This window comes from Streptomyces sp. NPDC007189 (assembly GCF_040703635.1).
Taxonomy (GTDB): domain Bacteria; phylum Actinomycetota; class Actinomycetes; order Streptomycetales; family Streptomycetaceae; genus Streptomyces.
Genome location: NZ_JBEYEY010000001.1, coordinates 610,057 through 634,031 on the forward strand (window position 1 = coordinate 610,057; position 23,975 = coordinate 634,031).

Annotated in this window: 31 protein-coding genes; 7 read left to right on the forward strand and 24 right to left on the reverse strand. The window is 68.3% G+C overall.

All coding sequences use genetic code 11. The features are described from left to right. Positions 1-16 precede the first annotated feature (16 nt). The 16 genes from rpsH to rpsJ all read right to left on the reverse strand — a co-directional run bounded on the left by rpsH (position 17) and on the right by rpsJ (position 7,531). Positions 17-415 carry a 30S ribosomal protein S8 gene (rpsH, locus tag AB0950_RS02795; RefSeq protein ID WP_330338322.1) on the reverse strand — a complete coding sequence of 133 codons (399 nt, stop codon included), beginning with the start codon at positions 413-415 and terminating at the stop codon, positions 17-19. A 213-nt stretch (positions 416-628) separates the two neighbouring features. Then, positions 629-814, reverse strand: a complete 186-nt coding sequence (locus AB0950_RS02800) for a type Z 30S ribosomal protein S14 (RefSeq protein WP_003948630.1) — start codon at positions 812-814, stop codon at positions 629-631. Between the two features lie 5 nt (positions 815-819). Beyond that, the gene (gene rplE, locus AB0950_RS02805; protein ID WP_015658460.1) at positions 820-1,377 is read right to left on the reverse strand and encodes a 50S ribosomal protein L5; all 558 of its coding nucleotides are present in this window, start codon (positions 1,375-1,377) and stop codon (positions 820-822) included. Continuing rightward, positions 1,377-1,700 carry a 50S ribosomal protein L24 gene (rplX, locus tag AB0950_RS02810; protein ID WP_069779212.1) on the reverse strand — a complete coding sequence of 108 codons (324 nt, stop codon included), beginning with the start codon at positions 1,698-1,700 and terminating at the stop codon, positions 1,377-1,379. Before rplX ends, rplE begins: the two co-directional genes overlap by 1 nt. 2 nt (positions 1,701-1,702) lie before the next feature. Next, positions 1,703-2,071 (reverse strand): 50S ribosomal protein L14, encoded by a 369-nt coding sequence (gene rplN / locus AB0950_RS02815; RefSeq protein ID WP_003998823.1) that lies wholly within the window; start codon positions 2,069-2,071, stop codon positions 1,703-1,705. 96 nt (positions 2,072-2,167) lie between these two features. Beyond that, complete coding sequence (gene rpsQ, locus AB0950_RS02820) at positions 2,168-2,452, reverse strand: 30S ribosomal protein S17 (protein WP_039656223.1); 285 nt, start codon at positions 2,450-2,452, stop codon at positions 2,168-2,170. Next, positions 2,449-2,673 (reverse strand): 50S ribosomal protein L29, encoded by a 225-nt coding sequence (rpmC, locus tag AB0950_RS02825; protein WP_007494763.1) that lies wholly within the window; start codon positions 2,671-2,673, stop codon positions 2,449-2,451. Before rpmC ends, rpsQ begins: the two co-directional genes overlap by 4 nt. Continuing rightward, a complete protein-coding gene (gene rplP, locus AB0950_RS02830) occupies positions 2,673-3,092 on the reverse strand; it encodes a 50S ribosomal protein L16 (protein WP_360149611.1) in 420 nt (139 codons plus the stop codon). Before rplP ends, rpmC begins: the two co-directional genes overlap by 1 nt. Before the next feature lie 5 nt (positions 3,093-3,097). After that, a complete protein-coding gene (gene rpsC / locus AB0950_RS02835) occupies positions 3,098-3,919 on the reverse strand; it encodes a 30S ribosomal protein S3 (RefSeq protein ID WP_014674374.1) in 822 nt (273 codons plus the stop codon). Beyond that, on the reverse strand, positions 3,919-4,266 hold the full coding sequence (gene rplV / locus AB0950_RS02840) for a 50S ribosomal protein L22 (RefSeq protein WP_030601197.1): 348 nt from the start codon (positions 4,264-4,266) through the stop codon (positions 3,919-3,921). Before rplV ends, rpsC begins: the two co-directional genes overlap by 1 nt. 45 nt (positions 4,267-4,311) lie before the next feature. Further along, on the reverse strand, positions 4,312-4,593 hold the full coding sequence (gene rpsS, locus AB0950_RS02845; protein ID WP_095748093.1) for a 30S ribosomal protein S19: 282 nt from the start codon (positions 4,591-4,593) through the stop codon (positions 4,312-4,314). Between the two features lie 12 nt (positions 4,594-4,605). Beyond that, entirely contained in the window at positions 4,606-5,442 is an 837-nt protein-coding gene (gene rplB, locus AB0950_RS02850; RefSeq protein WP_070026315.1) for a 50S ribosomal protein L2, read from the reverse strand. Between the two features lie 38 nt (positions 5,443-5,480). Further along, positions 5,481-5,900 carry a 50S ribosomal protein L23 gene (rplW, locus tag AB0950_RS02855; protein WP_014674371.1) on the reverse strand — a complete coding sequence of 140 codons (420 nt, stop codon included), beginning with the start codon at positions 5,898-5,900 and terminating at the stop codon, positions 5,481-5,483. Beyond that, complete coding sequence (gene rplD / locus AB0950_RS02860) at positions 5,900-6,553, reverse strand: 50S ribosomal protein L4 (protein WP_360149617.1); 654 nt, start codon at positions 6,551-6,553, stop codon at positions 5,900-5,902. The genes rplW and rplD overlap by 1 nt, the downstream gene beginning before the upstream one ends. Before the next feature lie 8 nt (positions 6,554-6,561). Then, the gene (gene rplC, locus AB0950_RS02865) at positions 6,562-7,206 is read right to left on the reverse strand and encodes a 50S ribosomal protein L3 (RefSeq protein ID WP_103781446.1); all 645 of its coding nucleotides are present in this window, start codon (positions 7,204-7,206) and stop codon (positions 6,562-6,564) included. Positions 7,207-7,222: 16 nt separating this feature from the next. Then, on the reverse strand, positions 7,223-7,531 hold the full coding sequence (gene rpsJ, locus AB0950_RS02870; RefSeq protein WP_003948644.1) for a 30S ribosomal protein S10: 309 nt from the start codon (positions 7,529-7,531) through the stop codon (positions 7,223-7,225). 565 nt (positions 7,532-8,096) lie between these two features. Between rpsJ and AB0950_RS02875 the strand changes: the two genes are divergently transcribed. From AB0950_RS02875 to AB0950_RS02895, 5 genes are all read left to right on the forward strand, one after another. After that, positions 8,097-8,402, forward strand: coding sequence for a hypothetical protein (locus AB0950_RS02875; protein WP_360149620.1), 306 nt, complete (start codon positions 8,097-8,099; stop codon positions 8,400-8,402). Continuing rightward, positions 8,399-9,124: a hypothetical protein gene (locus AB0950_RS02880; RefSeq protein WP_360574644.1), complete on the forward strand. Its 726-nt coding sequence runs from the start codon at positions 8,399-8,401 to the stop codon at positions 9,122-9,124. The genes AB0950_RS02875 and AB0950_RS02880 overlap by 4 nt, the downstream gene beginning before the upstream one ends. Before the next feature lie 36 nt (positions 9,125-9,160). Beyond that, complete coding sequence (locus AB0950_RS02885; RefSeq protein WP_366777636.1) at positions 9,161-10,684, forward strand: putative T7SS-secreted protein; 1,524 nt, start codon at positions 9,161-9,163, stop codon at positions 10,682-10,684. A 4-nt stretch (positions 10,685-10,688) separates the two neighbouring features. Then, positions 10,689-11,360 (forward strand): hypothetical protein, encoded by a 672-nt coding sequence (locus AB0950_RS02890; RefSeq protein ID WP_360574646.1) that lies wholly within the window; start codon positions 10,689-10,691, stop codon positions 11,358-11,360. Between the two features lie 282 nt (positions 11,361-11,642). After that, a complete protein-coding gene (locus AB0950_RS02895; protein ID WP_366777637.1) occupies positions 11,643-12,587 on the forward strand; it encodes a hypothetical protein in 945 nt (314 codons plus the stop codon). A 21-nt stretch (positions 12,588-12,608) separates the two neighbouring features. Here AB0950_RS02895 and AB0950_RS02900 read toward each other — a convergent pair whose 3' ends face one another. Together AB0950_RS02900 and AB0950_RS02905 are read right to left on the reverse strand one after the other, a co-directional pair. Further along, on the reverse strand, positions 12,609-12,788 hold the full coding sequence (locus AB0950_RS02900; protein WP_366777638.1) for a DUF397 domain-containing protein: 180 nt from the start codon (positions 12,786-12,788) through the stop codon (positions 12,609-12,611). Beyond that, positions 12,785-13,630 carry a helix-turn-helix transcriptional regulator gene (locus tag AB0950_RS02905; protein WP_360574648.1) on the reverse strand — a complete coding sequence of 282 codons (846 nt, stop codon included), beginning with the start codon at positions 13,628-13,630 and terminating at the stop codon, positions 12,785-12,787. Before AB0950_RS02905 ends, AB0950_RS02900 begins: the two co-directional genes overlap by 4 nt. A gap of 138 nt (positions 13,631-13,768) precedes the next feature. Between AB0950_RS02905 and AB0950_RS02910 the strand changes: the two genes are divergently transcribed. Next, on the forward strand, positions 13,769-14,212 hold the full coding sequence (locus AB0950_RS02910; RefSeq protein WP_366777639.1) for an ATP-binding protein: 444 nt from the start codon (positions 13,769-13,771) through the stop codon (positions 14,210-14,212). A 19-nt stretch (positions 14,213-14,231) separates the two neighbouring features. On the opposite strand, the gene AB0950_RS02915 is transcribed toward AB0950_RS02910, so the two are convergent. After that, positions 14,232-14,912: a serine/arginine repetitive matrix protein 2 gene (locus tag AB0950_RS02915; protein ID WP_366777640.1), complete on the reverse strand. Its 681-nt coding sequence runs from the start codon at positions 14,910-14,912 to the stop codon at positions 14,232-14,234. Positions 14,913-14,969: 57 nt separating this feature from the next. Beyond that, positions 14,970-18,017 (reverse strand): glycosyl hydrolase 115 family protein, encoded by a 3,048-nt coding sequence (locus AB0950_RS02920; protein ID WP_366777641.1) that lies wholly within the window; start codon positions 18,015-18,017, stop codon positions 14,970-14,972. Positions 18,018-18,900: 883 nt separating this feature from the next. Here AB0950_RS02920 and AB0950_RS02925 point away from each other — a divergent pair. Next, positions 18,901-19,134: a hypothetical protein gene (locus tag AB0950_RS02925; RefSeq protein WP_360574652.1), complete on the forward strand. Its 234-nt coding sequence runs from the start codon at positions 18,901-18,903 to the stop codon at positions 19,132-19,134. Positions 19,135-19,221: 87 nt separating this feature from the next. Here AB0950_RS02925 and tuf read toward each other — a convergent pair whose 3' ends face one another. From tuf to rpsL, 4 genes are all read right to left on the reverse strand, one after another. Further along, the gene (tuf, locus tag AB0950_RS02930) at positions 19,222-20,415 is read right to left on the reverse strand and encodes an elongation factor Tu (protein WP_360149653.1); all 1,194 of its coding nucleotides are present in this window, start codon (positions 20,413-20,415) and stop codon (positions 19,222-19,224) included. Between the two features lie 158 nt (positions 20,416-20,573). Further along, complete coding sequence (fusA, locus tag AB0950_RS02935; protein ID WP_360149656.1) at positions 20,574-22,700, reverse strand: elongation factor G; 2,127 nt, start codon at positions 22,698-22,700, stop codon at positions 20,574-20,576. A gap of 39 nt (positions 22,701-22,739) precedes the next feature. After that, positions 22,740-23,210 (reverse strand): 30S ribosomal protein S7, encoded by a 471-nt coding sequence (gene rpsG / locus AB0950_RS02940; protein WP_003998848.1) that lies wholly within the window; start codon positions 23,208-23,210, stop codon positions 22,740-22,742. A gap of 2 nt (positions 23,211-23,212) precedes the next feature. Beyond that, positions 23,213-23,584, reverse strand: a complete 372-nt coding sequence (gene rpsL, locus AB0950_RS02945; RefSeq protein WP_003948652.1) for a 30S ribosomal protein S12 — start codon at positions 23,582-23,584, stop codon at positions 23,213-23,215. Between the last annotated feature and the right edge of the window lie 391 nt (positions 23,585-23,975).

A 23,975-nucleotide genomic window follows, 5' to 3' on the forward strand; every position in this document is an offset into this window, starting at 1 on the left:
CCTCCGTTCCCTTCCGTTACCAGACGTAGGCGAGGACTTCCCCACCCACGCCCTTCTTCTGCGCCTGCTTGTCGGTGAGCAGACCGTGGGACGTGGAGATGATCGCCACGCCGAGGCCGCCGAGCACCTTCGGCAGGTTGGTGGACTTCGCGTACACCCGGAGACCGGGCTTGGAGATCCGCTTGATGCCCGCGATGGAGCGCTCACGGTTCGGGCCGAACTTCAGCTCGAGGACGAGGTTCTTGCCGACCTCGGCGTCCTCGACACGCCAGCCCGTGATGAAGCCCTCCTGCTGGAGGATCTCCGCGATGTGCGACTTGATCTTGGACGCCGGCATCGTCACGGTGTCGTGGTACGCCGAGTTCGCGTTACGCAGACGCGTCAGCATGTCTGCGATCGGATCAGTCATGGTCATGAATTGGCCTGTGGCCTTTCTCGCCGGGGTTTCCTATATGCGCCATCCCTCTCCCCGTACTTCGAAGACGGGACGGGTGCGGCGCGGGGACCTACGGCGTAGTAAGTCGTTCAGGGCGGCAGAGGCCCAACCCTCCTAGCCTAAGCCATGAGGGCGGGAGCCCCTGCCGTCCCGGTTGCTTACCGAGAGGTCCAGGAATCCCTAATAAGGGGATTACCAGGAGCTCTTGGTCACGCCCGGCAGCTCGCCACGGTGAGCCATCTCACGAAGGCACACGCGGCACAGGCCGAACTTGCGGTACACGGAGTGCGGACGGCCGCAGCGCTGGCAGCGGGTGTAGCCACGCACACCGAACTTGGGCTTGCGAGCAGCCTTGGCAATCAGAGCCTTCTTCGCCATCTCGCTCACGCCTCCTTGAACGGGAAGCCGAGGTGACGAAGGAGCGCGCGGCCCTCAGCGTCGTTGGTCGCCGTGGTGACCACGGTGATGTCCATGCCCCGGGTACGGTCGATCTTGTCCTGGTCGATCTCGTGGAACATGACCTGCTCCGTGAGACCGAAGGTGTAGTTGCCACGGCCGTCGAACTGCTTGGGGGACAGGCCGCGGAAGTCGCGGATGCGCGGGAGCGCGAGCGACAGGGTGCGGTCCAGGAACTCCCACATGCGGTCGCCACGGAGCGTGACGTGGGCGCCGATCGGCTGGCCCTCGCGCAGCTTGAACTGCGCGATGGACTTGCGGGCCTTGGTGACGGCCGGCTTCTGACCGGTGATGGTGGTCAGGTCGCGGATGGCGCCCTCGATCAGCTTCGAGTCACGGGCGGCGTCGCCGACACCCATGTTGACCACGATCTTGACGAGGCCCGGGACCTGCATGACGTTCTCGTACTTGAACTCGTCACGCAGCTTGCCCGCGATCTCCTCGCGGTACTTCGTCTTCAGACGCGGAGTGGTGGTGGTAGCCATCAGATGTCCTCACCCGTCCGCTTGGCAACGCGGATCTTGTTGCCCTCGTCGTCGAAGCGGTAACCGACACGCGTGACGACCTTCTGACCGTCCTTCTCCACGACCAGCTGAACGTTGGACACGTGGATGGGGGCCTCGGTGGTCACGATGCCGCCGGCCTGGGAACCGCGAGCGGTCGGACCGGCCTTGGTGTGCTTCTTGACCCGGTTGACACCCTCGACCAGGACACGGTCCTCGCGGGGGTAGGCCGCGATGACCTTGCCCTGCTTGCCCTTGTCCTTACCGGTGATGACCTGGACCAGGTCGCCCTTCTTGATCTTCATGCTTACAGCACCTCCGGAGCCAGCGAGATGATCTTCATGAACTTCTTCTCGCGCAGCTCACGCCCGACCGGGCCGAAGATGCGGGTGCCGCGAGGGTCACCGTCGTTCTTCAGAATGACGGCGGCGTTCTCGTCGAAGCGGATGTACGAGCCGTCCGGACGGCGGCGCTCCTTGACGGTGCGAACGATGACCGCCTTGACGACGTCACCCTTCTTCACGTTGCCACCGGGGATCGCGTCCTTGACGGTGGCGACGATGACGTCACCGATGCCCGCGTAGCGGCGACCGGAGCCACCGAGCACACGGATGCAAAGGATCTCCTTCGCACCAGTGTTGTCGGCGACGCGCAGTCGCGACTCCTGCTGGATCACGTCTATCTCCTGATCGTCTGCCGGTTCCCCGGGGGCCGTCTTTCAACGGCCCCCGGAGCCTGGCGGAACTGACCTGCGGGGTTTGCCCCGCAGGAATTACTTGGCCTTCTCGAGGATCTCGACGACGCGCCAGCGCTTCGTCGCGGACAGCGGCCGGGTCTCCATCAGGAGGACGCGGTCGCCGACACCCGCGGCGTTCTGCTCGTCGTGCGCCTTGAGCTTGTTGGTACGGCGGATGACCTTGCCGTACAGCGCGTGCTTGACGCGGTCCTCGACGGCGACGACGACGGTCTTGTCCATCTTGTCGCTGACGACCAGACCCTCACGGGTCTTGCGGAAACCGCGCGCTTCCTTGTTCTCAGTCACGTTGCTCTCGCTCATGCGTTCTCCACCGTTTCGATGCCCAGCTCACGCTCGCGCATCAGGGTGTAGATCCGCGCGATGTCCTTCCGGACGGCCTTCAGCCGACCGTGGTTCTCGAGCTGACCCGTGGCCGCCTGGAAGCGGAGGTTGAACAGCTCTTCCTTGGCCTCGCGGAGCTTCGCCAGAAGCTCCTCGTTGCCCAGCTCGCGCAGCTCGGACGCCTTGGTACCGGCCGACATCACGCTTCACCTGCCTCGCGCTTGACGATCCGGCACTTCATCGGCAGCTTGTGGGCCGCTCGAAGCAGCGCCTCACGGGCGATCTTCTCGTTGGGGTACGACAGCTCGAACATCACACGTCCGGGCTTGACGTTCGCGATCCACCACTCCGGCGAACCCTTACCGGAACCCATGCGGGTCTCGGCCGGCTTCTTGGTGAGGGGACGGTCGGGGTAGATGTTGATCCAGACCTTGCCGCCACGCTTGATGTGACGGGTCATCGCGATACGGGCCGCCTCGATCTGGCGGTTCGTCACGTAGGCCGGGGTCAGCGCCTGGATGCCGTACTCGCCGAACGCAACCTGCGTGCCACCCTTGGCCGCACCAGTGCGCTTCGGGTGGTGCTGCTTGCGGTGCTTGACCCTACGGGGGATCAGCATGACGGTCAGGCCTCCGTTCCGGTGCTCTCAGCCGGAGCGGCGGCGGGAGCCTCGGCCTTGGGGGCCTCGGCGCCGGCAGCCTGCTGCGGCTTGCGACCGCGCCGCTCGCCACCACGGCCACCACGGGCCGGGCGGTCGGCGCCACCGCGGGCCGGGCGGTTACCCGCACGGGCGGCAGCGTTCTCGGCGCGGACCTCGGCGATGTTCTTGACGTCGCCCTTGTAGATCCAGACCTTCACACCGATGCGGCCGAAGGTCGTCTTGGCCTCGAAGAAGCCGTAGTCCACGTTCGCGCGGAGCGTGTGCAGGGGCACACGGCCCTCGCGGTAGAACTCCGAGCGGGACATCTCGGCGCCGCCGAGGCGGCCACCGCACTGGATCTTGATGCCCTTGGCGCCGGCCTTCATCGCCGACTGCATGCTCTTGCGCATGGCACGGCGGAAGGAGACGCGGGAGGACAGCTGCTCGGCGACGGCCTGGGCCACCAGCTGAGCGTCCGTCTCCGGGTTCTTGACCTCGAGGATGTTCAGCTGGACCTGCTTGCCGGTCAGCTTCTCCAGGTCACCGCGGATGCGGTCGGCCTCGGCGCCGCGGCGGCCGATGACGATGCCCGGGCGGGCGGTGTGGATGTCCACGCGGACGCGGTCACGGGTGCGCTCGATCTCCACCTTGGAGATGCCGGCGCGCTCCATGCCGGACGTCATCATCCGACGGATGGCGACGTCTTCCTTGACGTAGTCCTTGTACAGCTTGTCGGCGTACCACCGGGACTTGAAGTCCGTGGTGACACCGAGCCGGAACCCGTGCGGGTTTACCTTCTGGCCCATTACCGGGTTCCTTCCTTGCTGCTGACGACCACGGTGATGTGGCTGGTCCGCTTGCGGATCCGGTAGGCACGGCCCTGGGCGCGCGGACGGAACCGCTTCAGGGTCGGGCCCTCGTCGACGTAGGCCTCGGAAACGAAGAGGCTGTCGACATCGGTGTGGTCGTAGTTGTGCGCGGCGTTGGCGATGGCGCTGTCGAGCACCTTGCCGACGGGCACGGAGGCTGCCTGCGGAGCGAATCGCAGAACAGCCTGGGCCTCCGTGGCGTTCATGCCACGGATGAGGTCCACCACACGGCGGGCCTTCATGGGCGTCACGCGGATGTACCGCGCCTGTGCCCTGGCTTCCATGGTTGTCCCTTCAGAGTTACTTACGTGTCTGAATGCGATCCGCTGCTAGCGGCGCTTCGACTTCCGGTCTTCCTTGACGTGGCCCCGGAAGGTGCGCGTCGGCGAGAACTCGCCGAGCTTGTGGCCGACCATCGACTCGGTGACGAACACCGGGATGTGGGTCTTGCCGTTGTGCACCGCGATCGTGTGACCGAGCATGGCCGGGACGATCATCGAGCGACGGGACCAGGTCTTGATGACGTTCTTAGAGCCCGCTTCGTTCTGGGCGTCCACCTTCTTGATCAGGTGGTCGTCGACGAAGGGTCCCTTCTTCAAGCTACGAGGCATCTCAACCCGTCCTTAGCGCTTCTTGTTCGTCTTGCGGCGGCGGACGATGTACTTGTTCGACGCCTTCTTGGGCGAACGAGTACGGCCTTCCTTCTTGCCCCACGGGGACACAGGGTGGCGGCCACCGGAGGTCCGGCCCTCACCACCACCGTGCGGGTGGTCAACCGGGTTCATGACCACACCACGGACGGTCGGGCGAACGCCCAGCCACCGCTTGCGGCCCGCCTTGCCCCAGTTGATGTTGCTCTGCTCGGCGTTGCCGACCTCGCCCACAGTGGCGCGGCAGCGGACGTCGACCAGGCGGATCTCACCGGACGGCATGCGCAGGTGGGCCATGGAGCCCTCCTTCGCGAGCAGCTGCACCGAGGCGCCGGCCGAGCGGGCGAACTTGGCGCCGCCGCCCGGACGCAGCTCGATGGCGTGCAGCGTCGTACCGACCGGGATGTTGCGCAGGGCGAGGTTGTTGCCCGGCTTGATGTCGGCCCCGGGACCGTTCTCGACGCGGTCGCCCTGGCTGAGGCCACGCGGCGCGAGGATGTAGCGCTTCTCGCCGTCCGCGTAGTGCAGGAGCGCGATGCGCGCGGTGCGGTTGGGGTCGTACTCGATGTGCGCGACCTTCGCCGGCACGCCGTCCTTGTCGTGACGACGGAAGTCGATCACTCGGTAGGCGCGCTTGTGTCCGCCACCCTGGTGGCGAACGGTCACACGACCGGCGTTGTTACGGCCGCCCTTGCTGTGCAGGGGACGGACCAGCGACTTCTCCGGCGTGGACCGCGTGACCTCGACGAAGTCGGCGACGCTGGCGCCACGACGGCCCGGCGTAGTCGGCTTGTACTTGCGGATTCCCATTTCTCAGTCCTCGTCCGATATCGGACGATCCGACCCGCTTACGCGGTCGGACCGCCGAAGATGTCGATACGGTCGCCCTCGGCGAGGGTCACGATCGCGCGCTTGGTCGCGGCACGCTGGCCGAAACCGGTGCGGGTCCGCTTGCGCTTGCCCTGGCGGTTGATCGTGTTGACCCCGGTGACCTTGACGTCGAAGACCGCCTGGACGGCCTCCTTGATCTGGGTCTTGTTGGCCCGCGGGTCGACGACGAACGTGTACTTGTTCTCGTCGAGCAGCGCGTAGCTCTTCTCGGAGACGACCGGCTTCAGCAGGACGTCACGGGGGTCCGTGTACGACTTGCTCAGCGGGGTCTCGACGGTGTTCTTGCCCTCGGCGGCGTGACGGCGCGCCTTGGCGACGCGCGCGGCCTTGGCGGCCTTGGCGGCCTTCGAGGCGATAGCGGGGTGACGGATGGCCATCAGACCTCGCTCCCTTCGGTGTCGTTGGCCTTCGGGCCGGCGACGAAGGACTCGAAAGCGGCCTGGGTGAAGACCACGTCGTCCGAGACGAGAACGTCGTACGTGTTCAGCTGGCCCGGCTCCAGGATGTGCACCTGGGGCAGGTTGCGGGCGGACAGCCACGCGGCCTCGTCGGAGCGGTCGACGACCAGGAGCAGGTTCTTGCGCTCGCTGATCTTGCCGAACAGGCTCTTGGCGGCCTTCGTGCTGGGGGTCTCGCCCTCGACCACGCCGGAGACGACGTGGATGCGGTTGTGACGCGCCCGGTCGGTGAGGGCACCGCGCAGGGCGGCGGCCTTCATCTTCTTCGGGGTGCGCTGCGAGTAGTCACGCGGCTGCGGGCCGTGGACGACGCCACCGCCGGCGAACTGCGGCGCGCGGGTCGAACCCTGGCGGGCGCGACCGGTGCCCTTCTGGCGGTACGGCTTCTTGCCGCCACCACGGACTTCACCGCGGGTCTTGGTCTTGTGCGTGCCCTGGCGGGCAGCGGCCAGCTGCGCGACGACGACCTGGTGGATCAGCGGAACGCTGACCTTGGCGTCGAAGATCTCCGCGGGGAGCTCGACGGAACCGGCCTTCTCGCCAGCCGGCGAAAGGATGTCAACAGTGCTCATCGGTTACCTCAGGCCCCCTTGGCCGCGGTGCGGACCAGGACGAGGCCGCCGTTCGGACCGGGAACCGCGCCCTTGATGAGCAGCAGGCCCTTCTCCGCGTCAACGGCGTGGACGGTCAGGTTCTGGGTGGTGACCCGCTCGTTGCCCATGCGACCCGCCATGCGGAGGCCCTTGAACACACGGCCCGGGGTGGCGCAGCCACCGATGGAACCGGGCGAGCGGTGCTTGCGCTGGGTGCCGTGACCGGCGCCGAGGCCACCGAAGTTGTGGCGCTTCATGACACCGGCGAAGCCCTTGCCCTTGCTCTTGCCGGTGACGTCGACCTTCACGCCGGCCTCGAACACCTCGGCGGTGATCTCCTGGCCCAGCGTGTACTCGGAGGCGTCCGCGGTGCGGATCTCGACGAGGTGGCGACGGGGGGTGACGTCGGCCTTGGCGAAGTGGCCCTTGAGGGGCTTGTTCACCTTGCGCGGGTCGATCTCGCCGAAGGCGATCTGAACGGACTCGTAGCCGTCGACGTCGTTGGTACGAACCTGGGTCACGACGTTGGGGCCGGCCTTGACGACGGTGACCGGAACAACACGGTTGTTCTCGTCCCACACCTGCGTCATGCCGAGCTTCTCGCCCAGGATGCCCTTGATCTGCTTAGCCATTCTCAGATCACCGGCCTCAGAGCTTGATCTCGATGTCGACACCGGCCGGCAGGTCGAGTCGCATCAGAGAGTCAACGGTCTTGGGGGTCGGGTCGAGGATGTCGATCAGGCGCTTGTGCGTGCGCATCTCGAAGTGCTCGCGCGAGTCCTTGTACTTGTGCGGCGACTTGATGACGCAGTACACGTTCTTCTCAGTGGGCAGCGGCACCGGGCCCGCGACCGACGCACCAGTGCGGGTCACCGTCTCGACGATCTTCTTCGCCGAGGAGTCGATGACCTCGTGGTCGTAGGCCTTGAGCCGGATGCGGATCTTCTGTCCCGCCATGGCTACTCAGTAGTCCTGTCTTCTCTCACGCTCTGGAACCCGGCGGATTCCTTCTGCTGCCGTCGTTTCTCCGACCCACGCGGTCGGGCGTGTCGCGCTCCCGCTGACATGGATGTCCCTTGTTCGAACATTCCTGCGGGAATGCACACGGCCCTTCCGGAACCGCGGACCGAGGACCTTCAGGCCCACCGGGCGCCTGGCCGGTGCCGCGCCCACGCTTCCCGGAAGATTCCCGTACGTCCGCCCCAGTGCTGCCCGAGGGCAGTTAGGACGACGAGTACTGTGGGACTCGCTTCCGGTCCTCCCGGCGGGAGGCGCGCAGCATCAACACTCGACCGAGCAACTCGGACAGTCTGCCACAGGGGACGGGGCGGATGCCAATCGAGCCGGAGAGAATACCCCTGGGGTGACGCAGGTCAAACCGGAGGCCGCGCCTCGGCGGGGGACTTGAAGCCTTCGGGGACGTTCTGTGGCCGCCTCGTGCTCCGGAGCCGAGCGATCCGCTTCGGCCGCGGGCTCTGTGTCAAGATCGCTGTCACGTGATCTTTTCGGGGGTACGACGGCGATGACCGGCTACTACAAGGTCGAGTTCGAGGCACTGTCCCGGCTTGTCAAGGAACTGAGCGAGTGCGCGGGCGCCATGCGCTCGGCCATGAGACAGCTGAAGGACATCGGCCCCGCGGGCACCGGCTCCAAGGAGCTGGAGGAAGCCTGCGACGAGTTCCAGGACAAGTGGGGCTACGGCATCAAGCAGATCGCCAAGGCCACCGGAGGCATCACCGAGAAGGTCGCCGAGTCGGGCCGGCTCTACCAGGAGCTGGAGGACAAGGTCGCCGCGCGGGCACGGGCCGTGAAGGTGGGCGGCCGGTGAGGGACCCCATGGACTCCGCGCTTGCGGCCTTCCGTTTCCAGGTACAGCCCGAGTTCCACGAGGTCCCCCTGGGCATCGGGCAGGACGAGGACGCCTTCGAGGAGCGGCTGCGGGAGTTCGCCCGCGACTACTGGGGCGAGCGGGAGGACCTGGAGCCGCTGCGCGAGCTGACGGCGGCCATGTACGGGGCCAACGCTCGGCTGCTCGTCGAGGGCGGCGCCGTCCACAACGCGCTCGGCATCTTTCCCGTCGGCGGCAGCCCGGACGGCTCTGAGCCGCCGGAGCGCATCAGCCGCGCCACCCTCACCGTCAGCGTGCGCGAGCTGGACAACCCCGACCCGCACCTCACCGCGGCGGGTATCGCGGAGACCCTCGACAAGGCGGCCGGCAACGGCGAAGCGGGCGAGGTCCAGCCGGTCAGCCTGCCGGCCGGCCCCGCGGTCGTACACATCGCGGGCAGCCGTGCGGTGTGGGACCTGCCGGAGGAAGCGGCGGAGGCGGGCGGCGAGCGCGCGCAGTACTTCGTACGGATCGAGGTCTGGCTGCCGTTCCCCCGGGAGAACCGGCTGCTGCTGCTCTGCCTGAGCACGCCCGACGTCCAGGACCTGTACCACTACCAGGCGGTCCTCGCCGACATCGCCCACACGATCACCTTCACCGACGCCGAGGAGCCGGCCCTTTCCCCGACCGCTGCCACCGCCTCCCCCTTCAGCTCCTACTGATCAGCTCCTACTGACCGCGCCCAGGAGACCGACCCCATGACCACCCCGACGTACGACGCGCTCGGCTTCGACCCCGCGCCCGGCGTCCCCGCCTCGGTGCACCAACTGGTCGCCTCGCTCACCGGCGTCACCAGGCAACTGCACGACGCCCACGCCACGCTGACCCGGCTGGGCAAGACGGACGGCGCCTGGGTGGGCGAGGCGGCGAGCGCCTTCGCGAAGAAGACCGGCTCCCTGCCCAAGTACCTGGCCACCGCGCACAGTTCGCTCCTCGACGCCACCCACGCGCTGGCCGACTGGGAGACCCGCCTGCGCGAGTTCCAGACCCTGGCCGGCCACTACGAGCTGGAGGCCGAGCAGGCGCGCAAGGCGCTGAAGGCGGCGCAGAACGACCCGGACCTCCAGCTCGCGGGCAGGACCTTCGACACGCAGGCGGAGGCGGACCGGGCACAGCAGCGCCTGGACCACGCGACCAGGCGGGTGAACCAGGCCCGCGACGAGCTGGTGGCCGTCATCAAGAAGGCCGAGGCCCTGCTCACCCACCACGACGAGGTGGCACGGGCCGCCGCGGCGGCGATCCGCAAGGCGGCCGAGGCCGCACCGGACGAGTCCCTGCTGCACAAACTCGGCGACCTCCTGTCCTCGATCGGCGACAGGATCAAGGACCTCGCGAACGACCTCTGGCACTGGATCCAGAAGCACGCGGACACGATCTACAAGATCGGCGACTGGCTGGGCTACGCGAGTGCGGTGTGTGACGTCCTCGCCGTCGTCTTTTCCGAGACGCTCGTCGGCGCGGTCTTCTTCGAGATCCTCGGCCGGGTGCTGAACGCCGGCGCCCTCACCTTCCACGGCGTCGGCTGGGCGGCCGGGGCGAAGAAGGGCAATGCGCTGGACATCGGCCTGGACCTCGCCGGTTTCATCCCGTTCGGTGATCTGCTGCGGGCGGGGAAGATCGCGAGGGGTGCCTTCAAGGGCGTGAAGATCCCGATGCGCGCGCTGGATTTCGGCGCGAAAGCGGCCGACTCCTGGAAGCGCGCGAGCGACCTCATCGAACACGTCGGGGGGACCGCGAAGTTGGGCGAGGACGCCGAGGAATGGGTGATGCGGAACGCCGGCGCCCTCGGCCGCAAGGCGCAGGCGATCCACATCACCGCGGACACGTTCAAGGACCGCTTCGAGTTGGCCCTCGCCAAGGAGCTGGGCGATCGCAGTCTGTACAAAGCGGGTACGAAACTGTCGGACATCGGCTTCCAGAAGGTGATGCCCCGGTTGATCGAGAACACCCCGCTGGGACGCATTCCCGGGCTTGCGGACTCCGTGCGGCCGATCATCGACGACAGCGGCAGGACGGTCGGCCACTACATCGATCCCCGGTCCTGGACAGCGCGCGGGTACGAAGCGGTCACCAGCGCGAAGAACCTGTACAAGGAAGGCGTGCGCGTCGCCACCGAGGACGTCCAGTACGGGTCCGAGAAGATCCACGAGAAGATCGATGAGGCCCGCGAGACAGCAGGCCACGTCGTCAGCCGCCTGGCGGACGCCAACCCCTTTGGATGACACCGTGGAAAGCGCCCCGTATTCGTTCCTGGTCTCCGTGAACAACCCGGTACCGGTGTCCGTCCCCCTGCCGGCGCACCTGCCTCCCGGTGCGGAGACGGCCTCGACGGTCCGGTCGACGGCCGCGCGCGCCGCGGATCCCCCACTGGCGCGGGTCCACACGCCCCGTACGACCCAGCGTTGGAGCCGTCAGGCACCCGTGCCCTTCTGGATCCACAGCGGGCTGGACGACAGCCTGCTCTGCTCCGTTCATCCGGCGGCGCCGGACGTCTACGACCTCAGTACGGCCGACGGAGCCCCGCTGGCCCGCATCACCCGCCGAGCCGGCCGGGTCCTGCCCTGGCCGCGCCGCGTGCGGTGGACCGCGCAGTTCGTCGGCCCGTCCCAGTCGGTCACGGGGAGGGTGGGCACCTGGTACTCCTGGCTGATCTACGTGGTCACCGCCCCTGTCTGGTTCGTCTACGCCCTGTGCGCAACCGTGTACTCGTTCATCGACGGAAGCGCGGACGACTTCACGTTCGGGGGCCCGACCCGCACCCGCTGGCGCGTCCGCGGCGTCGGCACGGTCCTGGACCACCGCGGCATCTCCAAGACGTATCGCTTCTCACCCCAGCGCCTGGACGCCCGTGTCGCCTACGCACTGGCGATCCTCCAGACCTGGGAACGCAAACGCTGAAAGGTACTCGTCCGCCGTTTCTCAGGCACATCCCCACCGGCACCCATGGGTCTGCCGCTCCCGGCGTCCTCGACATCCACGGGGCCGACGGCGCGGGGCTGGCCGGAGTCGGCGGGGTTGTCAGTGGGGCGTGGCAGGATCCTGGGCGATCGAGGTCGGTAACGAACGCGGCGTGCATATCGCTCTTCACATGGGCGGGCGAGCCACTCGCGTCGCGCTCGTCACCATCCGCATCACTCATGTGCCGCACGCCTGTGCGCGCTCATCTCTGGGGGGTACTGAATGTCACGTTCGATCACTGCTCCGTCCCGCGTCTCCAGGTCCGGCTCCCGCCTCGCCCGCCTCACCGCCGTCGGCGCGCTGACGCTGTCCCTCGCCGGTGCCACCGGCCTCCTGAACGCTTCCGCGGCACAGGCCCAGACCGTCAGCGACGGCTCGCTGGCGTTCAGCGGCGACGCGGGCGACTACATCAGCGGCGGCCAGTCGTACTCCTACTCCACCGCGTCCGGGGACGGTCTGAACGTCTACGCCTCCACCGACGACGCCCACATCGCCGTAAGCGTCAGCGGCGCGAACGGCGACTGGTGGAGCCTGGACCTCGCCGCCCCGTCCGGCCAGGCGCTCACGCCCGGCGACTACACCGGCGCCACGCGCTACCCCTTCAACTCGGCGTCCGAGCCCGGACTCTCCGTGGACGGCAACGGCCGCGGCTGCAACACCCTGACCGGCTCGTTCAGCATCTCCGACGTGACGTTCGGGCCCAACGGGTACGTCGAGAAGCTGGACGCCACGTACGAGCAGCACTGCGAGGGAGGCACCGCCGCACTGCGCGGCGAGGTGCACATCGCCAACCCGGCGCCGCCGGCCGCGCTCTCCCTCGGCGTCTCCGTCAACCCCACGGGCGCCGCGAGCACCCTCGACGGCAAGGCCACCATCGGCGGTACCGTCAGCTGCAACCAGCCGGTGAAGGTGTCGGTCTCCGGCAACGTCACACAGGTCGCCAAGCAGATCCTGATCAAGGGCTCGTACGCCACGACGGTCGCCTGCGAGCCGGGTACGCCGACCTCCTGGACGGCCACGGCCGACCCCACCGGCACGACCCCGTTCCAGAAGGGCGACGTGGAGGTCAACGCGAAGGCCAGCGCCACCGACACGAACTACGGCCAGACGGTGACGGCGAACCAGACCGCCGTGGTGTCCCTGTCCAAGGACAAGCCGGCGAGCTGATGCAGGAAGACGCACTCGTCGTCAAAGCATACGAATGAACTCCCACCAGGCCTCCGGCGTCAGCGTCAGCCGGGGGCCTTCGGTGTTCTTGGAGTCGCGGATGTGGATGGTGGTGGGGGTGGGGGCGACTTCGAGGCAGTCGTTGCCGTTGCTGCTGTCGCTGTAGCTGCTCTTGAACCAGCGGAGTTCCGGGGTGCTCATAGTTCTCCCAGCGCTTGCTCGATGAAAACCAGAGACTCCTCTGGCGTGAGCGCCTGAGCCCGGATGATGCCATAGCGCAGTTCGAGGAGCCGGAGCTGCCTGGGGTGCGAGACCGGACGGCCCGAGAAGTCACCATCGGTACGGCCCATCCCCGTGCCGTCTGCGAACTTCAGCACTTGGATCCGGCCGCCCGTTCCCGGGTGGTTCGCACGAGTGGTGGGCATCACCTGAAGCTCCACGTACGGCAACTGGGCCACCTCCAGCATGTGTTCGAGCTGTCGGCGCAACACCATTGCGTCCCCGACCGGGCGGCGCAGCGTCACCTCTTCCTGGACGAAGCTGAACTCCGGTGCGTGCGAGCGCTCGAAGACGGACTTGCGGGCCATCCTCGCGGCCACCATGCGCTCCAACTGATCCTGTGAGTAGGCCGGACGCCAGGTACGAAGCAGTGCTCGCGCGTACTCTTCCGTCTGCAACAGGCCATGGATGTTGTGATTGCTGTACAGCAGCATCTCCACCGCCCGCCCCTCCATCTCGGCCAGTTCCCGCACCTTCTTCGGGTAGCGGGCCTTCCTCATGTCCTCCATGAAGGCCCGCAGATGCCCCTGCGCCTTCAGGAGCTGGTCCGCCCTGTCCAGGAACTCCGGCCGGGGAATCCGGGCGCCCCGCTCGATCTTGCGGATCATGTCCTCGCCGTAGCCGAGCGCCTCGGCCAGCTCGCAGACGCTCACCCCGGCCGACTCCCGGCACACCTTGAGCAGCCGCCCCACCGCCTGCACCACCGGCTCGATCTCGTCGCCCGGCTCGACGTCCCAGCCGGCCTCGTCCACACCGTCGCCCATGGCCCCTCCTCCGACGCGCACTCGTACCCGTACCAACGCGCGAGACAGCCGAGACAGCCGAGACAAAGCCGGGACAGTCACCGTACGTGCAGGCGTTGTCACTCACCCACGGAAGCACATTCGGCGACGCTGAGTGACATGAATCAAGAAACCGCCGAAGCCGCCGAGCACCGGGCCGAACTCACCGGCTCCATCCCGAACTTCACGGTGCTCCTGTCCCCCACGCGTCGCGGCGCCCGCCTCGCCCGCCTGCTCGCCACCGAGCAACTCCGCTCCTGGGGACTGCCGTTGGACGCGGCGCAGCACATCGTGGCCGAGCTGGCGGCCAATGCCGCGACCCACGGCCGGGTGGCGGGACGGAACTTCCGGCTCACGCTCTACCTCGTCGGGGAGACCCTCCGCATCGAGGTGACCGACACACGCGGTGACTGCCTGCCCCGGGTCCAACGCCTGGACGCAGAGGGTGAGTCGGGGCGGGGGCTGGTCCTCGTGGAGGCGCTGGCCGACCGCTGGGGCGTCTCGCCGGGCAGGCCGCCGTGCAAGACCGTGTGGGCGGAGATCACGGTCCCGCCGTCACGGTGAGAGGGCCGCCCGCGTCGTACTAGGACTGCGGGCCGGCCGGGGGCCACGGGGCCGGGCCCGAAGGTGGTGGGCCCCACTGCGGCGCCGGAGTCCACATGGTGGTGAGCCGTTTGCGGTGGCGGCTGCGGCGGACCGCGGTGACGACGGCGATGGCCGCGGCACCGAAGAAGCCGGCGATGAAGCAGCCGATCCCCGCGAGGATGCCGCCGACCACGTTCCCCACCTGGGGCTTGTCTCCCAGGGCGAAGTCGGCCGGCTGGTCCGAGGTGCAGGTGAGCGTGTAGTCGCCGCTGCTGCCGGGCCTCACCTCGAAGACGCGCTCCCAGGTGCGGGATCCGGCGGTGACGCGGAAGGTGCTGGACGGCTGGGTCATCGACCCGGACGCCATCCCGGGGATCCGGCAGTCGACGTGGCCCTGGCCGGACTGGGAGACGTAGATCGCCTTGGTCTTCCCCTCGGCGAAGCGGAACGTCCGCGATTCGCCGCTGGGGAAACTCCGGGCCGTGTCCACCGAGTTGACCGAGTCCACCACCGTCACCGCGATGAAGGCGATCCCGGCGCCCACCAGTACGAGCCCCACCACCGCGGCCACCGCATACCAGAGGCGCCGCGGCCGGAGGTCCTTCGCCGGGATGCTCGGCGGCACGGGCGGCGGGCCGCCGTACGGGGGTCCCCAGGGGTTCGGATGCTGTATCGCCACGAGGGCGCATCGTACGGCAACCGCGCCTGCCGGGGGCAGGCGCGGTTGGCGTGACCGTCACACCCGGCGGCTCTCCACCGGCCCCAGATACAGCTCCGGCATGCCACCCGTGTCGATCACCAAACGTTGCAGCACCACCGTGGGGTCCACCACCCAGAACTTCAGGCGATGGACGCCGGGGGCGCTCACGGAGTGGTGCGTGGCCGTGCGGTTCACGTTGTCGGAGGTGTTGCGGGCCCAGACGTCGTTCAGGGCGCCGTCGTCCGCGCCCGTCGTGATGTCCACGGTGCGGATCGGGCCGTCGTCCAGCGAGACGCCGTAGCTCAGGCCCGTGACGCCCGGCACCGCCGGATTGCGCGGTGAGAGGTACGCCCACACCGTCACCTCGTCGGTGTGGGACAGCAGGCTGACCTCGTACTCCAGGCGGGGTGAGGAGCCGCCCGGGGTGCGGCTCCGGGTCGTCACCGGCCAGGGGGTCATGCCCGCGCCGGTGCGGCCGATGCCGTCGAGCCGGCGCCAGTCGCCCACCGCGCGGTCGTAGTGCTCCGCGTCGACGGCCACATAGCCGCCGGCCTCCACGAAGCCCCGCAGGCCCCGCGGGGAGGGCCGGTCCGCCAGGCAGCGCACCGTGACCGACGTACCGGCGCCGGTCACGGTCAGCGTGCCCTCGGCGCGGCCGGCGGGCGCCTTCGTCCAGTCCACCCGGACCTCCAGCCGGACCTGCTGGTCCACCCGGCCGCGCGGGTGGTCGACCACCAGCCACGGGACCGAGGTCCGCACCTCGTAGTCGAAGGCCGTACGGCCCCGGTTGAAGATCTCCATGTACTGCTGCGGTCGGGTCTGGTAGGGGCTGAACGCCGGCAGCACGGCGTCACGTGAGGCGCCGCCCGGCCACCACTCCCCCGTGTCCTCGGCGCCGTCGACACACACCCCCAGCTCCGCCGCCTCCGGCACCTCGATCCGCCGCACCGCCGGGAACAGCACGTCCGGCAGGGCCACGTTGTCCTTCTCGGGCTGCTGCCAGGGCGCGTTCGGGCCGTAGCGGTCCACGTCGCCGTAGTCGATGTGCGGCTGGGTCTGGAAGCCCTTCCATTTGCCGTTCGCCACCGAGGAGTTGAAGCGGTCGGCCAGGGCGAAGTCCCGTGCCAGGCCGGCCTCCGCCGCGGCCGCCCGGTCGTTCGTCGCCGCTCTGCCCTGCCGTGCGTACAGCAGGTTCGTGAACTCCGCCACCCGCAGCGCGTAGAGGTTCGCGGTCGCCGTCACCTCGTAGCCGGCCAGCTCGTACCAGGCGTCCTGCCGCTGCGCCGGCAGCCGGCGGGCGATCCGCTCCGCGCGTCCGCCCAGCTCCCGCCACTCCTGCGTCACCCGCTCCAGCTCGCGGTGCGCGAAGAAGAACGGGGTCTGCCGGTCGTCGTTGACCACCTTGCCGCTCTGCAGGGTGATCCGCCGGTTCAGCAGCTCGGGCTTGCGGCGGGCCTGGAGGCGGCCGTACTCCGCGAGGACGGAGGCGATCTCCTTCGCGGAGGTCTCGCCGAAGTTCTGGCGGGCGTACCGCTCCTCCCACTCCGGCAGCCGCTCCAGCGGCCAACCGTCCGGGTTCCAGGCATAGTTGAGGAAGAACTCGGTCGGCAGCTCGTTGCCCTTCAGGTCGCCCACGTTCGCCACCCACAGGCCGTGGTTGCCGTAGGCGTGGGCCTGGTGGAGCTGGTCCCAGACGTTGCGGAGGTTGGCCGTGTCGACCCACTTGTAGTTGCGGCCCGCGCCCACGTAGTCGAAGTGGTAGTACAGGCCGAAGCCGCCGCCGCGCTCGCTGTCGGGGTGCTTGCGGACGTTGCCCCAGTTGTCGTCCGTGAGGACCACCGTGACGTCGTCGGGCGCGCGCAGGCCGCGGTCCCAGTACCGCTGCACCTCCTTGTACAGCGTCCACACCTGCGGGGTCTCGGCGGCGGGCCTGCCCGTGACCTCCTCGATGATCTTCCGCTGGTCGGCGATGATCTGCTGCATCAGCTCGATGCCGTCGCCGTCGGGCAGGCCGGTGTCGCCGTTGCCCCGCATGCCGAGGGTCACGACGCCCTCGAAGCCCTGGTCGACCATGCGCTGGATGCCGGCGCGCCAGTACGCGCGGATCGCCTCCGCGTTGCGGACGTACGACCATTCGCCCGTGCCCCCGTAGGGGTCGTGCCCGGCGGTCGCGTGGCGGTTCCACTCCTCGATGCCGCGCATCATCGGCGCCTCGTGGGAGGTGCCCATGACAACGCCGTACTCGGCGGCCCGCTTGTGGTTGTCCGGGTCGTCCTCGGCGAAGGCCCGGCCCCAGACGGCGGGCCACAGGTAGTTGCCCTTCAGGCGCAGCAGGACCTCGAACACCTTCGCGTAGAAGTCCGCGTTGAAGCCCGCCGGATAGCCCGGCGCCTTTCCGGGGCCGAAGTACGCCGGCGCCCAGGTGCCGAGCGCCGGGTTCTCGTCGTTGAGGAAGAAGCCCCGGTACCTCACCGCCGGCGTCCCCTGCGTGTACCGGCCGGCCTTCACCCACACCCCGGCGCGCCGCACCGGCGGCACGTCGTCCCACCAGTGCCAGGGCGAGACGCCGATGCCGTACGAGACGTCGTACGCGCCGAAGATCGTGCCCCGCGGATCGCTGCCCGCGATGACGAACGCCCGCTCGACACCGGGCATCGGATGCTCCACGACCGTCTGCAGCGAGGTCTCCCAGCGGCCCCGCACGCCCGTCACGTCCAGCTTGCCCGACTTGATCAGGCCGTCGATCAGGGGGCTGCGGCCGATCGTGCCGAGGAGAACCGGGAACCGGCCGATCGTCGAGCCGGGGCGGACGCCCGTGACGCGTTCGAGGTCGTCACGCAGGTCCCCTGCGACCCGTACGACTCCGGGGTGGTCCTCAGCGCCGACCACGACCGGCGCGCCGACCAGCGAGAACGCCCCGCCCGTGAAGGAGATGTACGCCCCAGGGTCGGTCACCACGGGATCGCCGTCGCCGCCGGCACCGCCGGCACCTCCGTTGCCACCGGCGGCCCAGGCGGCCCCCGACGTCAGCACCGGCACGGCGGCGAGCCCGGCCCCGAGCACCGTTCTGCGTCCCACAGACATACGACAGCCCCTCCACTTCCCTATTTGCCAAACGGCATGACAAATAGTGGAGTCAGGGAGCGCCGCGGGGAACCTGTCCTGCGCAACGAATACTTTCGAGGGCGCCGGTAGCCTCCGGCCATGACCCGTACGACCCCGCCCCGGCCGCTCGACGTCGCCGCCGCCTTCCCCGAACTGGCCCCGCTCGCGCGCAGTGCCGTACGGCTGCATCCCCGCGCGGGCGCGCCCACCACGGCGGACAGTTCCATCGGCGGGCCGCTGCTGTGGCCGGCCGCGGAGCCGTGGCCCGTCTGCCCGGAGCACGCCGGGCCCTGGCACGAGGGTCTCGCCCCCGAGGACGTCCGCACCCGACGGCGTGTCCTGCGCGCGGCCTGGGCCCGGCCCCGGGCGGAGGGGACGGAGTTTCTGAGCGAGGACGAGCGCGTGCTGGTCGAGCGGGGCAGTCGCCCCAGGCGCATCGGCGTGGCCGGGCCGCTCCCGCTGCTGCCGGTCCTGCAGCTGCACGCCGCCGACATCCCGGGACTGCCCCGGCCCGACGGCACGGATCTGCTCCAGGTGCTGTGGTGCCCGTTCGGCCACGACAAGGGCCACCTGCCCTACACCGAGCTGCGCTGGCGCTCTCGCGCCGAGGTCCGCGCCCCGCTCGCCGAGCCGCCACGGCCCGCCGTGATCGGCAACGACAGCCTTCTGCCCAACCCCTGCGTGCTGCACCCCGAGACGGTGACGGAGTACCCCGGCCCCGCACGAGCTGCCCGAGGAGCTGGCGGACCGGGTCGAGCAGTGGGCGCTGGACCGGGGCGCCGACTACCAGTACGACCTGGCCGTCGCACCCGGCTGCAAGGTCGGCGGACACGCGCCCTGGAGCTTCACCGACCCGTTCCCGATGGCCTGCGCGGAGTGCGGCGCCGGGATGCGGCCGCTGCTCACCCTGGACAGCACCGAGTGGGACGGGGGCAGCGGCAGCTGGCGGCCGGTGGAGGACGCCACCGCACAGGGCGGCTGCCTCCCGGACGGGCCGGCCTGTGCCACGGGGCTGCGCTTCGGGCGCGGGTACGGCCTCCAGCTGTACGTGTGCGAGCGGTCGTACGGCCATCCGCTGTTCCAGAACGTGCAGTGACCGGCCGCGAAAAGGCGAAGAGGCCCGTACGACCGGAGTCGTACGGGCCTCCCCTAGGTCAGGTGCCGACCCTCAAGCAAGCGGAACTTACTTCAGGATCTTGGTGACCTGGCCGGCGCCCACGGTACGGCCACCCTCGCGGATGGCGAACTTCAGGCCCTCCTCCATGGCGACGGGCTGGATGAGCTCCACCTTCATCTCGGTGTTGTCACCCGGCATGACCATCTCGGTGCCCTCGGGGAGGGTCACCACGCCGGTCACGTCCGTCGTACGGAAGTAGAACTGCGGACGGTAGTTGTTGAAGAACGGCGTGTGGCGGCCACCCTCGTCCTTGGACAGGATGTAGGCCTGCGCCTCGAAGTCGGTGTGCGGGGTCACCGTGTTCGGCTTGATGATGACCTGGCCGCGCTCGACGTCCTCGCGCTTGATGCCGCGGAGCAGCAGACCGACGTTCTCACCGGCCTGACCCTCGTCCAGCAGCTTACGGAACATCTCGATGCCCGTAACCGTGGTCTTGGTCTTCTGCTCCTTGATGCCGATGATCTCGACTTCCTCGTTCACCTTGAGGACACCGCGCTCGATACGGCCGGTGACGACCGTACCGCGACCGGTGATGGTGAAGACGTCCTCGATCGGCATGAGGAACGGCTTGTCGACGTCGCGCTCCGGCTGCGGGATGGACTCGTCGACAGCCTTCATCAGGTTGAGGACGGAGTCCACCCACTCCTTCTCGCCCTCGAGGGCCTTGAGAGCGGAGACCTTCACGACCGGGACGTCGTCGCCCGGGAACTCGTACTCGGTGAGGAGCTCACGGACCTCGAGCTCGACGAGCTCCAGGATCTCCTCGTCGTCCACCATGTCGGCCTTGTTCAGGGCGACGACGATGTACGGAACGCCGACCTGGCGGGCCAGGAGCACGTGCTCCTTGGTCTGCGGCATCGGGCCGTCGGTGGCGGCGACCACCAGGATCGCGCCGTCCATCTGCGCGGCACCGGTGATCATGTTCTTGATGTAGTCCGCGTGACCCGGGCAGTCGACGTGGGCGTAGTGACGGTCCTCGGTCTGGTACTCGACGTGCGCGATGGAGATGGTGATACCGCGCTGACGCTCCTCGGGCGCCTTGTCGATGTTGTCGAACGGGGTGGCCTCGTTCAGGTCCGGGTACGCGTCGTGCAGCACCTTGGTAATGGCGGCCGTGAGGGTCGTCTTACCGTGGTCGATGTGACCGATGGTGCCGATGTTGACGTGCGGCTTAGTCCGCTCGAACTTCGCCTTCGCCACTGGGGTCCTCCTGTGGAGTGGTTCTGTACGCCTTACTTCATCGGCGCCAGGTGATCTTTGCTGTAAAGGCCCGGAACCCGGGGGCATTCCGTCCGCGATTGCGGTGGAATGCCCCTGGAGGCTCCGGAGTCAAGCCTACGGCGTGTGAACGCGGAGCGTTACTCGCCCTTGGCCTTCGCGATGATCTCCTCGGCGACGTTCCGCGGAACCTCGGCGTAGGAGTCGAACTGCATGGAGTAGCTGGCCCGGCCGGACGTCTTGCTGCGCAGGTCGCCGACGTAACCGAACATCTCCGAAAGGGGCACGAGACCCTTCACGACGCGGGCACCGGCCCGCTCCTCCATGGCCTGGATCTGGCCACGGCGGGAGTTGATGTCGCCGATGACGTCACCCATGTAGTCCTCGGGCGTGGTGACCTCGACGGCCATCATCGGCTCGAGCAGTACGGGCTTGGCCTTGCGCGCGGCCTCCTTGAAGGCCTGCGAACCGGCGATCTTGAACGCGAGCTCGGAGGAGTCGACCTCGTGGTAGGCACCGTCCAGCAGGATGACCCGGACACCGGTCATCTCGTAGCCGGCGAGGATGCCGAACTGCATCGCCTCCTGGCAGCCGGCGTCGACCGAAGGGATGTACTCCTTCGGGATGCGACCACCGGTCACCTGGTTCACGAACTCGTACGCCATGTCGCCGCTCTCGATCGGCTCGACCGAGATGATGACGCGACCGAACTGGCCGGTGCCACCCGTCTGCTTCTTGTGGGTGTACTCGACCTTGTCGACCTTCTGGCGAATGGTCTCGCGGTACGCGACCTGCGGCTTGCCGACGTTGGCCTCGACCTTGAACTCGCGCTTCATACGGTCGACCAGCACCTCGAGGTGCAGCTCGCCCATACCGCCGATGACGGTCTGGCCGGTCTCCTCGTTGGTGTGCACCTGGAAGGAGGGGTCCTCCTCCGCGAGACGCTGGATGGCGACACCCAGCTTCTCCTGGTCACCCTTGGACTTGGGCTCGATCGCGACCTCGATGACCGGCGCCGGGAAGTCCATGGACTCCAGGATCACCGGGTTCTTCTCGTCGCACAGCGTCTCACCGGTGGTGGTCTGCTTCAGGCCCATGACGGCGACGATGTCGCCCGCGCCCACCGACTCGATCTCCTCACGCTTGTTGGCGTGCATGCGGTAGATCTTGCCGATGCGCTCCTTGCGGCCCTTGACGGAGTTCAGCACGGCGGTGCCGGACTCCAGGCGGCCGGAGTACACGCGGACGAAGGTGAGCTTGCCCAGGTGCGGGTCGCTCATGATCTTGAACGCCAGCGCGGACAGCGGCTCGTCGTCGGACGGCTTGCGCTTGATGACCGTCTCCGCGTCCTTGACGTCGTGGCCCTCGATGGCCTCGATGTCGACCGGGGACGGCAGGTAGCGCACGACCGCGTCGAGCAGGGGCTGGACGCCCTTGTTCTTGAACGCGGTGCCGCAGAACACCGGGGTCACGGTGGTGCCGGTGCCCTTGCCGGACGCGATGGTGATACGACGGATCGCGGCGTACAGCTGCTCCTCGGTGGGCTCCTCGCCCTCCAGGTACAGCTCCATGATCTCTTCGTCGTTCTCGGCCACGGCCTCGATCAGCTTGCCGCGGTACTCCTCGGCAGCCTCGGTGTGGGTGTCCGGGATGTCGACGACGTCGTACATCTCGCCCTTGGTGGCCTCGGCGGACCACACGAGCGCCTTCATGCGGACCAGGTCCACGACGCCCTTGAAGTCGGCCTCGGCACCGATCGGGAGCTGCATGACGATCGGCTGCGCGCCCAGGCGGTCCGAGATCATGTCCACGCAGCGGTGGAACTCGGCGCCCGTGCGGTCGAGCTTGTTGACGAAGCAGATACGCGGAACGCCGTAGCGGTCCGCCTGACGCCACACCGTCTCGGACTGGGGCTCAACGCCGGCGACGCCGTCGAACACCGTCACGGCACCGTCGAGCACGCGCAGGGAGCGCTCCACCTCGACGGTGAAGTCGACGTGGCCCGGGGTGTCGATGATGTTGATGGTGTGGTCGACGTCGTCCAGCGGCCAGTGACAGGTGGTGGCAGCAGAGGTGATCGTGATGCCACGCTCCTGCTCCTGCTCCATCCAGTCCATGGTGGCAGCGCCGTCGTGGACCTCACCGATCTTGTAGGACACACCGGTGTAGAACAGGATCCGCTCGGTGGTGGTCGTCTTGCCCGCGTCGATGTGGGCCATGATCCCGATGTTGCGGACCTTGGCCAGGTCAAGTGAAGTGGTAGCCATAAGGCTTCAGTCTTCTCTCGGTCTCGATGTGGGTAGCGACTACCAGCGGTAGTGCGCGAAGGCCTTGTTGGACTCGGCCATCTTGTGCGTGTCCTCGCGCTTCTTCACAGCGGCGCCCAGGCCGTTGCTGGCGTCGAGGAGCTCGTTGAGCAGACGCTCGGTCATGGTCTTCTCGCGACGGGCGCGGGAGTAACCGACCAGCCAGCGCAGCGCCAGGGTGTTGGCACGGCCGGGCTTGACCTCGACCGGGACCTGGTAGGTGGCGCCACCGACACGGCGGGACTTGACCTCGAGGGTCGGCTTGATGTTCTCGAGAGCGCGCTTGAGCGTGATGACCGGGTCGTTGCCGGTCTTCTCGCGCAGGCCCTCCATGGCGCCGTAGACGATGCGCTCGGCGGTGGAGCGCTTGCCGTTCAGCAGCACCTTGTTGATCAGGGAGGTCACCAGAGGAGAGCCGTAGACCGGGTCGATGATGACCGGGCGCTTCGGGGCGGGGCCCTTACGAGGCATTCTTACTTCTCCTTCTTGGCGCCGTAACGGCTGCGAGCCTGCTTGCGGTTCTTGACACCCTGGGTGTCGAGGGAACCGCGGATGATCTTGTAGCGAACACCCGGCAGGTCCTTCACACGGCCGCCGCGCACGAGCACGATGGAGTGCTCCTGCAGGTTGTGTCCCTCACCCGGAATGTAAGCGGTGACCTCGATGCCGCTGGTCAGACGCACACGCGCGACCTTGCGGAGGGCCGAGTTCGGCTTCTTCGGGGTGGTCGTGAACACACGCGTGCAGACGCCCCGACGCTGAGGGGAACCCTCGAGTGCGGGCGTCTTGTTCTTCTCGACCTTGTCCTGCCGGCCCTTGCGGACCAGCTGCTGGATCGTAGGCACTACTTCTCCGGTTTCTGTGTGCCGATGGGTACAGCTAACCTGGAACGTCGCCGACCCACGCGGTCGGGTGTGTCGAATCCGGCGGACTCCCGCCGCAAGGCGAAAACAGCACAGATTACGGTGGCCGCTCAGGGCTCGCCGTACGGTCTGAAGGCACGCACGAGAGCCAGGGCACACCCCAGGCACAAGGTCTGAGCGTACCTACCTCATTCGCTGTGGTCAAAACAAATGGGCCGCGCCCGCAGCACGGGTCCCCAGGTGTCAAGCCCCTGAACCCTGGATGATCTTCGATTTCATGTTCCGGACACGCGCGAGCGCCTGTGCGGGCGCCGGTGGCCCGCTGCGGCACCGCCGGCCACCCGGGGGCGCCAGGGGCCCCCGAGGGCCCGCA

What these genes read in the sequence shown, in the direction of transcription:
- rpsH (WP_330338322.1), bottom strand. Translation starts at nt 415, where the DNA reads ATGACCATGACTGATCCGATCGCAGACATGCTGACGCGTCTGCGTAAC.
- AB0950_RS02800 (WP_003948630.1), bottom strand. Translation starts at nt 814, where the DNA reads ATGGCGAAGAAGGCTCTGATTGCCAAGGCTGCTCGCAAGCCCAAGTTC.
- rplE (WP_015658460.1), bottom strand. Translation starts at nt 1,377, where the DNA reads ATGGCTACCACCACCACTCCGCGTCTGAAGACGAAGTACCGCGAGGAG.
- rplX (WP_069779212.1), bottom strand. Translation starts at nt 1,700, where the DNA reads ATGAAGATCAAGAAGGGCGACCTGGTCCAGGTCATCACCGGTAAGGAC.
- rpsQ (WP_039656223.1), bottom strand. Translation starts at nt 2,452, where the DNA reads ATGAGCGAGAGCAACGTGACTGAGAACAAGGAAGCGCGCGGTTTCCGC.
- rpmC (WP_007494763.1), bottom strand. Translation starts at nt 2,673, where the DNA reads ATGTCGGCCGGTACCAAGGCGTCCGAGCTGCGCGAGCTGGGCAACGAG.
- rplP (WP_360149611.1), bottom strand. Translation starts at nt 3,092, where the DNA reads ATGCTGATCCCCCGTAGGGTCAAGCACCGCAAGCAGCACCACCCGAAG.
- rpsC (WP_014674374.1), bottom strand. Translation starts at nt 3,919, where the DNA reads ATGGGCCAGAAGGTAAACCCGCACGGGTTCCGGCTCGGTGTCACCACG.
- rplV (WP_030601197.1), bottom strand. Translation starts at nt 4,266, where the DNA reads ATGGAAGCCAGGGCACAGGCGCGGTACATCCGCGTGACGCCCATGAAG.
- rpsS (WP_095748093.1), bottom strand. Translation starts at nt 4,593, where the DNA reads ATGCCTCGTAGCTTGAAGAAGGGACCCTTCGTCGACGACCACCTGATC.
- rplB (WP_070026315.1), bottom strand. Translation starts at nt 5,442, where the DNA reads ATGGGAATCCGCAAGTACAAGCCGACTACGCCGGGCCGTCGTGGCGCC.
- rplW (WP_014674371.1), bottom strand. Translation starts at nt 5,900, where the DNA reads ATGGCCATCCGTCACCCCGCTATCGCCTCGAAGGCCGCCAAGGCCGCC.
- rplD (WP_360149617.1), bottom strand. Translation starts at nt 6,553, where the DNA reads ATGAGCACTGTTGACATCCTTTCGCCGGCTGGCGAGAAGGCCGGTTCC.
- rplC (WP_103781446.1), bottom strand. Translation starts at nt 7,206, where the DNA reads ATGGCTAAGCAGATCAAGGGCATCCTGGGCGAGAAGCTCGGCATGACG.
- rpsJ (WP_003948644.1), bottom strand. Translation starts at nt 7,531, where the DNA reads ATGGCGGGACAGAAGATCCGCATCCGGCTCAAGGCCTACGACCACGAG.
- AB0950_RS02875 (WP_360149620.1), top strand. Translation starts at nt 8,097, where the DNA reads ATGACCGGCTACTACAAGGTCGAGTTCGAGGCACTGTCCCGGCTTGTC.
- AB0950_RS02885 (WP_366777636.1), top strand. Translation starts at nt 9,161, where the DNA reads ATGACCACCCCGACGTACGACGCGCTCGGCTTCGACCCCGCGCCCGGC.
- AB0950_RS02895 (WP_366777637.1), top strand. Translation starts at nt 11,643, where the DNA reads ATGTCACGTTCGATCACTGCTCCGTCCCGCGTCTCCAGGTCCGGCTCC.
- AB0950_RS02900 (WP_366777638.1), bottom strand. Translation starts at nt 12,788, where the DNA reads ATGAGCACCCCGGAACTCCGCTGGTTCAAGAGCAGCTACAGCGACAGC.
- AB0950_RS02905 (WP_360574648.1), bottom strand. Translation starts at nt 13,630, where the DNA reads ATGGGCGACGGTGTGGACGAGGCCGGCTGGGACGTCGAGCCGGGCGAC.
- AB0950_RS02910 (WP_366777639.1), top strand. Translation starts at nt 13,769, where the DNA reads ATGAATCAAGAAACCGCCGAAGCCGCCGAGCACCGGGCCGAACTCACC.
- AB0950_RS02920 (WP_366777641.1), bottom strand. Translation starts at nt 18,017, where the DNA reads ATGTCTGTGGGACGCAGAACGGTGCTCGGGGCCGGGCTCGCCGCCGTG.
- AB0950_RS02925 (WP_360574652.1), top strand. Translation starts at nt 18,901, where the DNA reads ATGGCCTGCGCGGAGTGCGGCGCCGGGATGCGGCCGCTGCTCACCCTG.
- fusA (WP_360149656.1), bottom strand. Translation starts at nt 22,700, where the DNA reads ATGGCTACCACTTCACTTGACCTGGCCAAGGTCCGCAACATCGGGATC.
- rpsG (WP_003998848.1), bottom strand. Translation starts at nt 23,210, where the DNA reads ATGCCTCGTAAGGGCCCCGCCCCGAAGCGCCCGGTCATCATCGACCCG.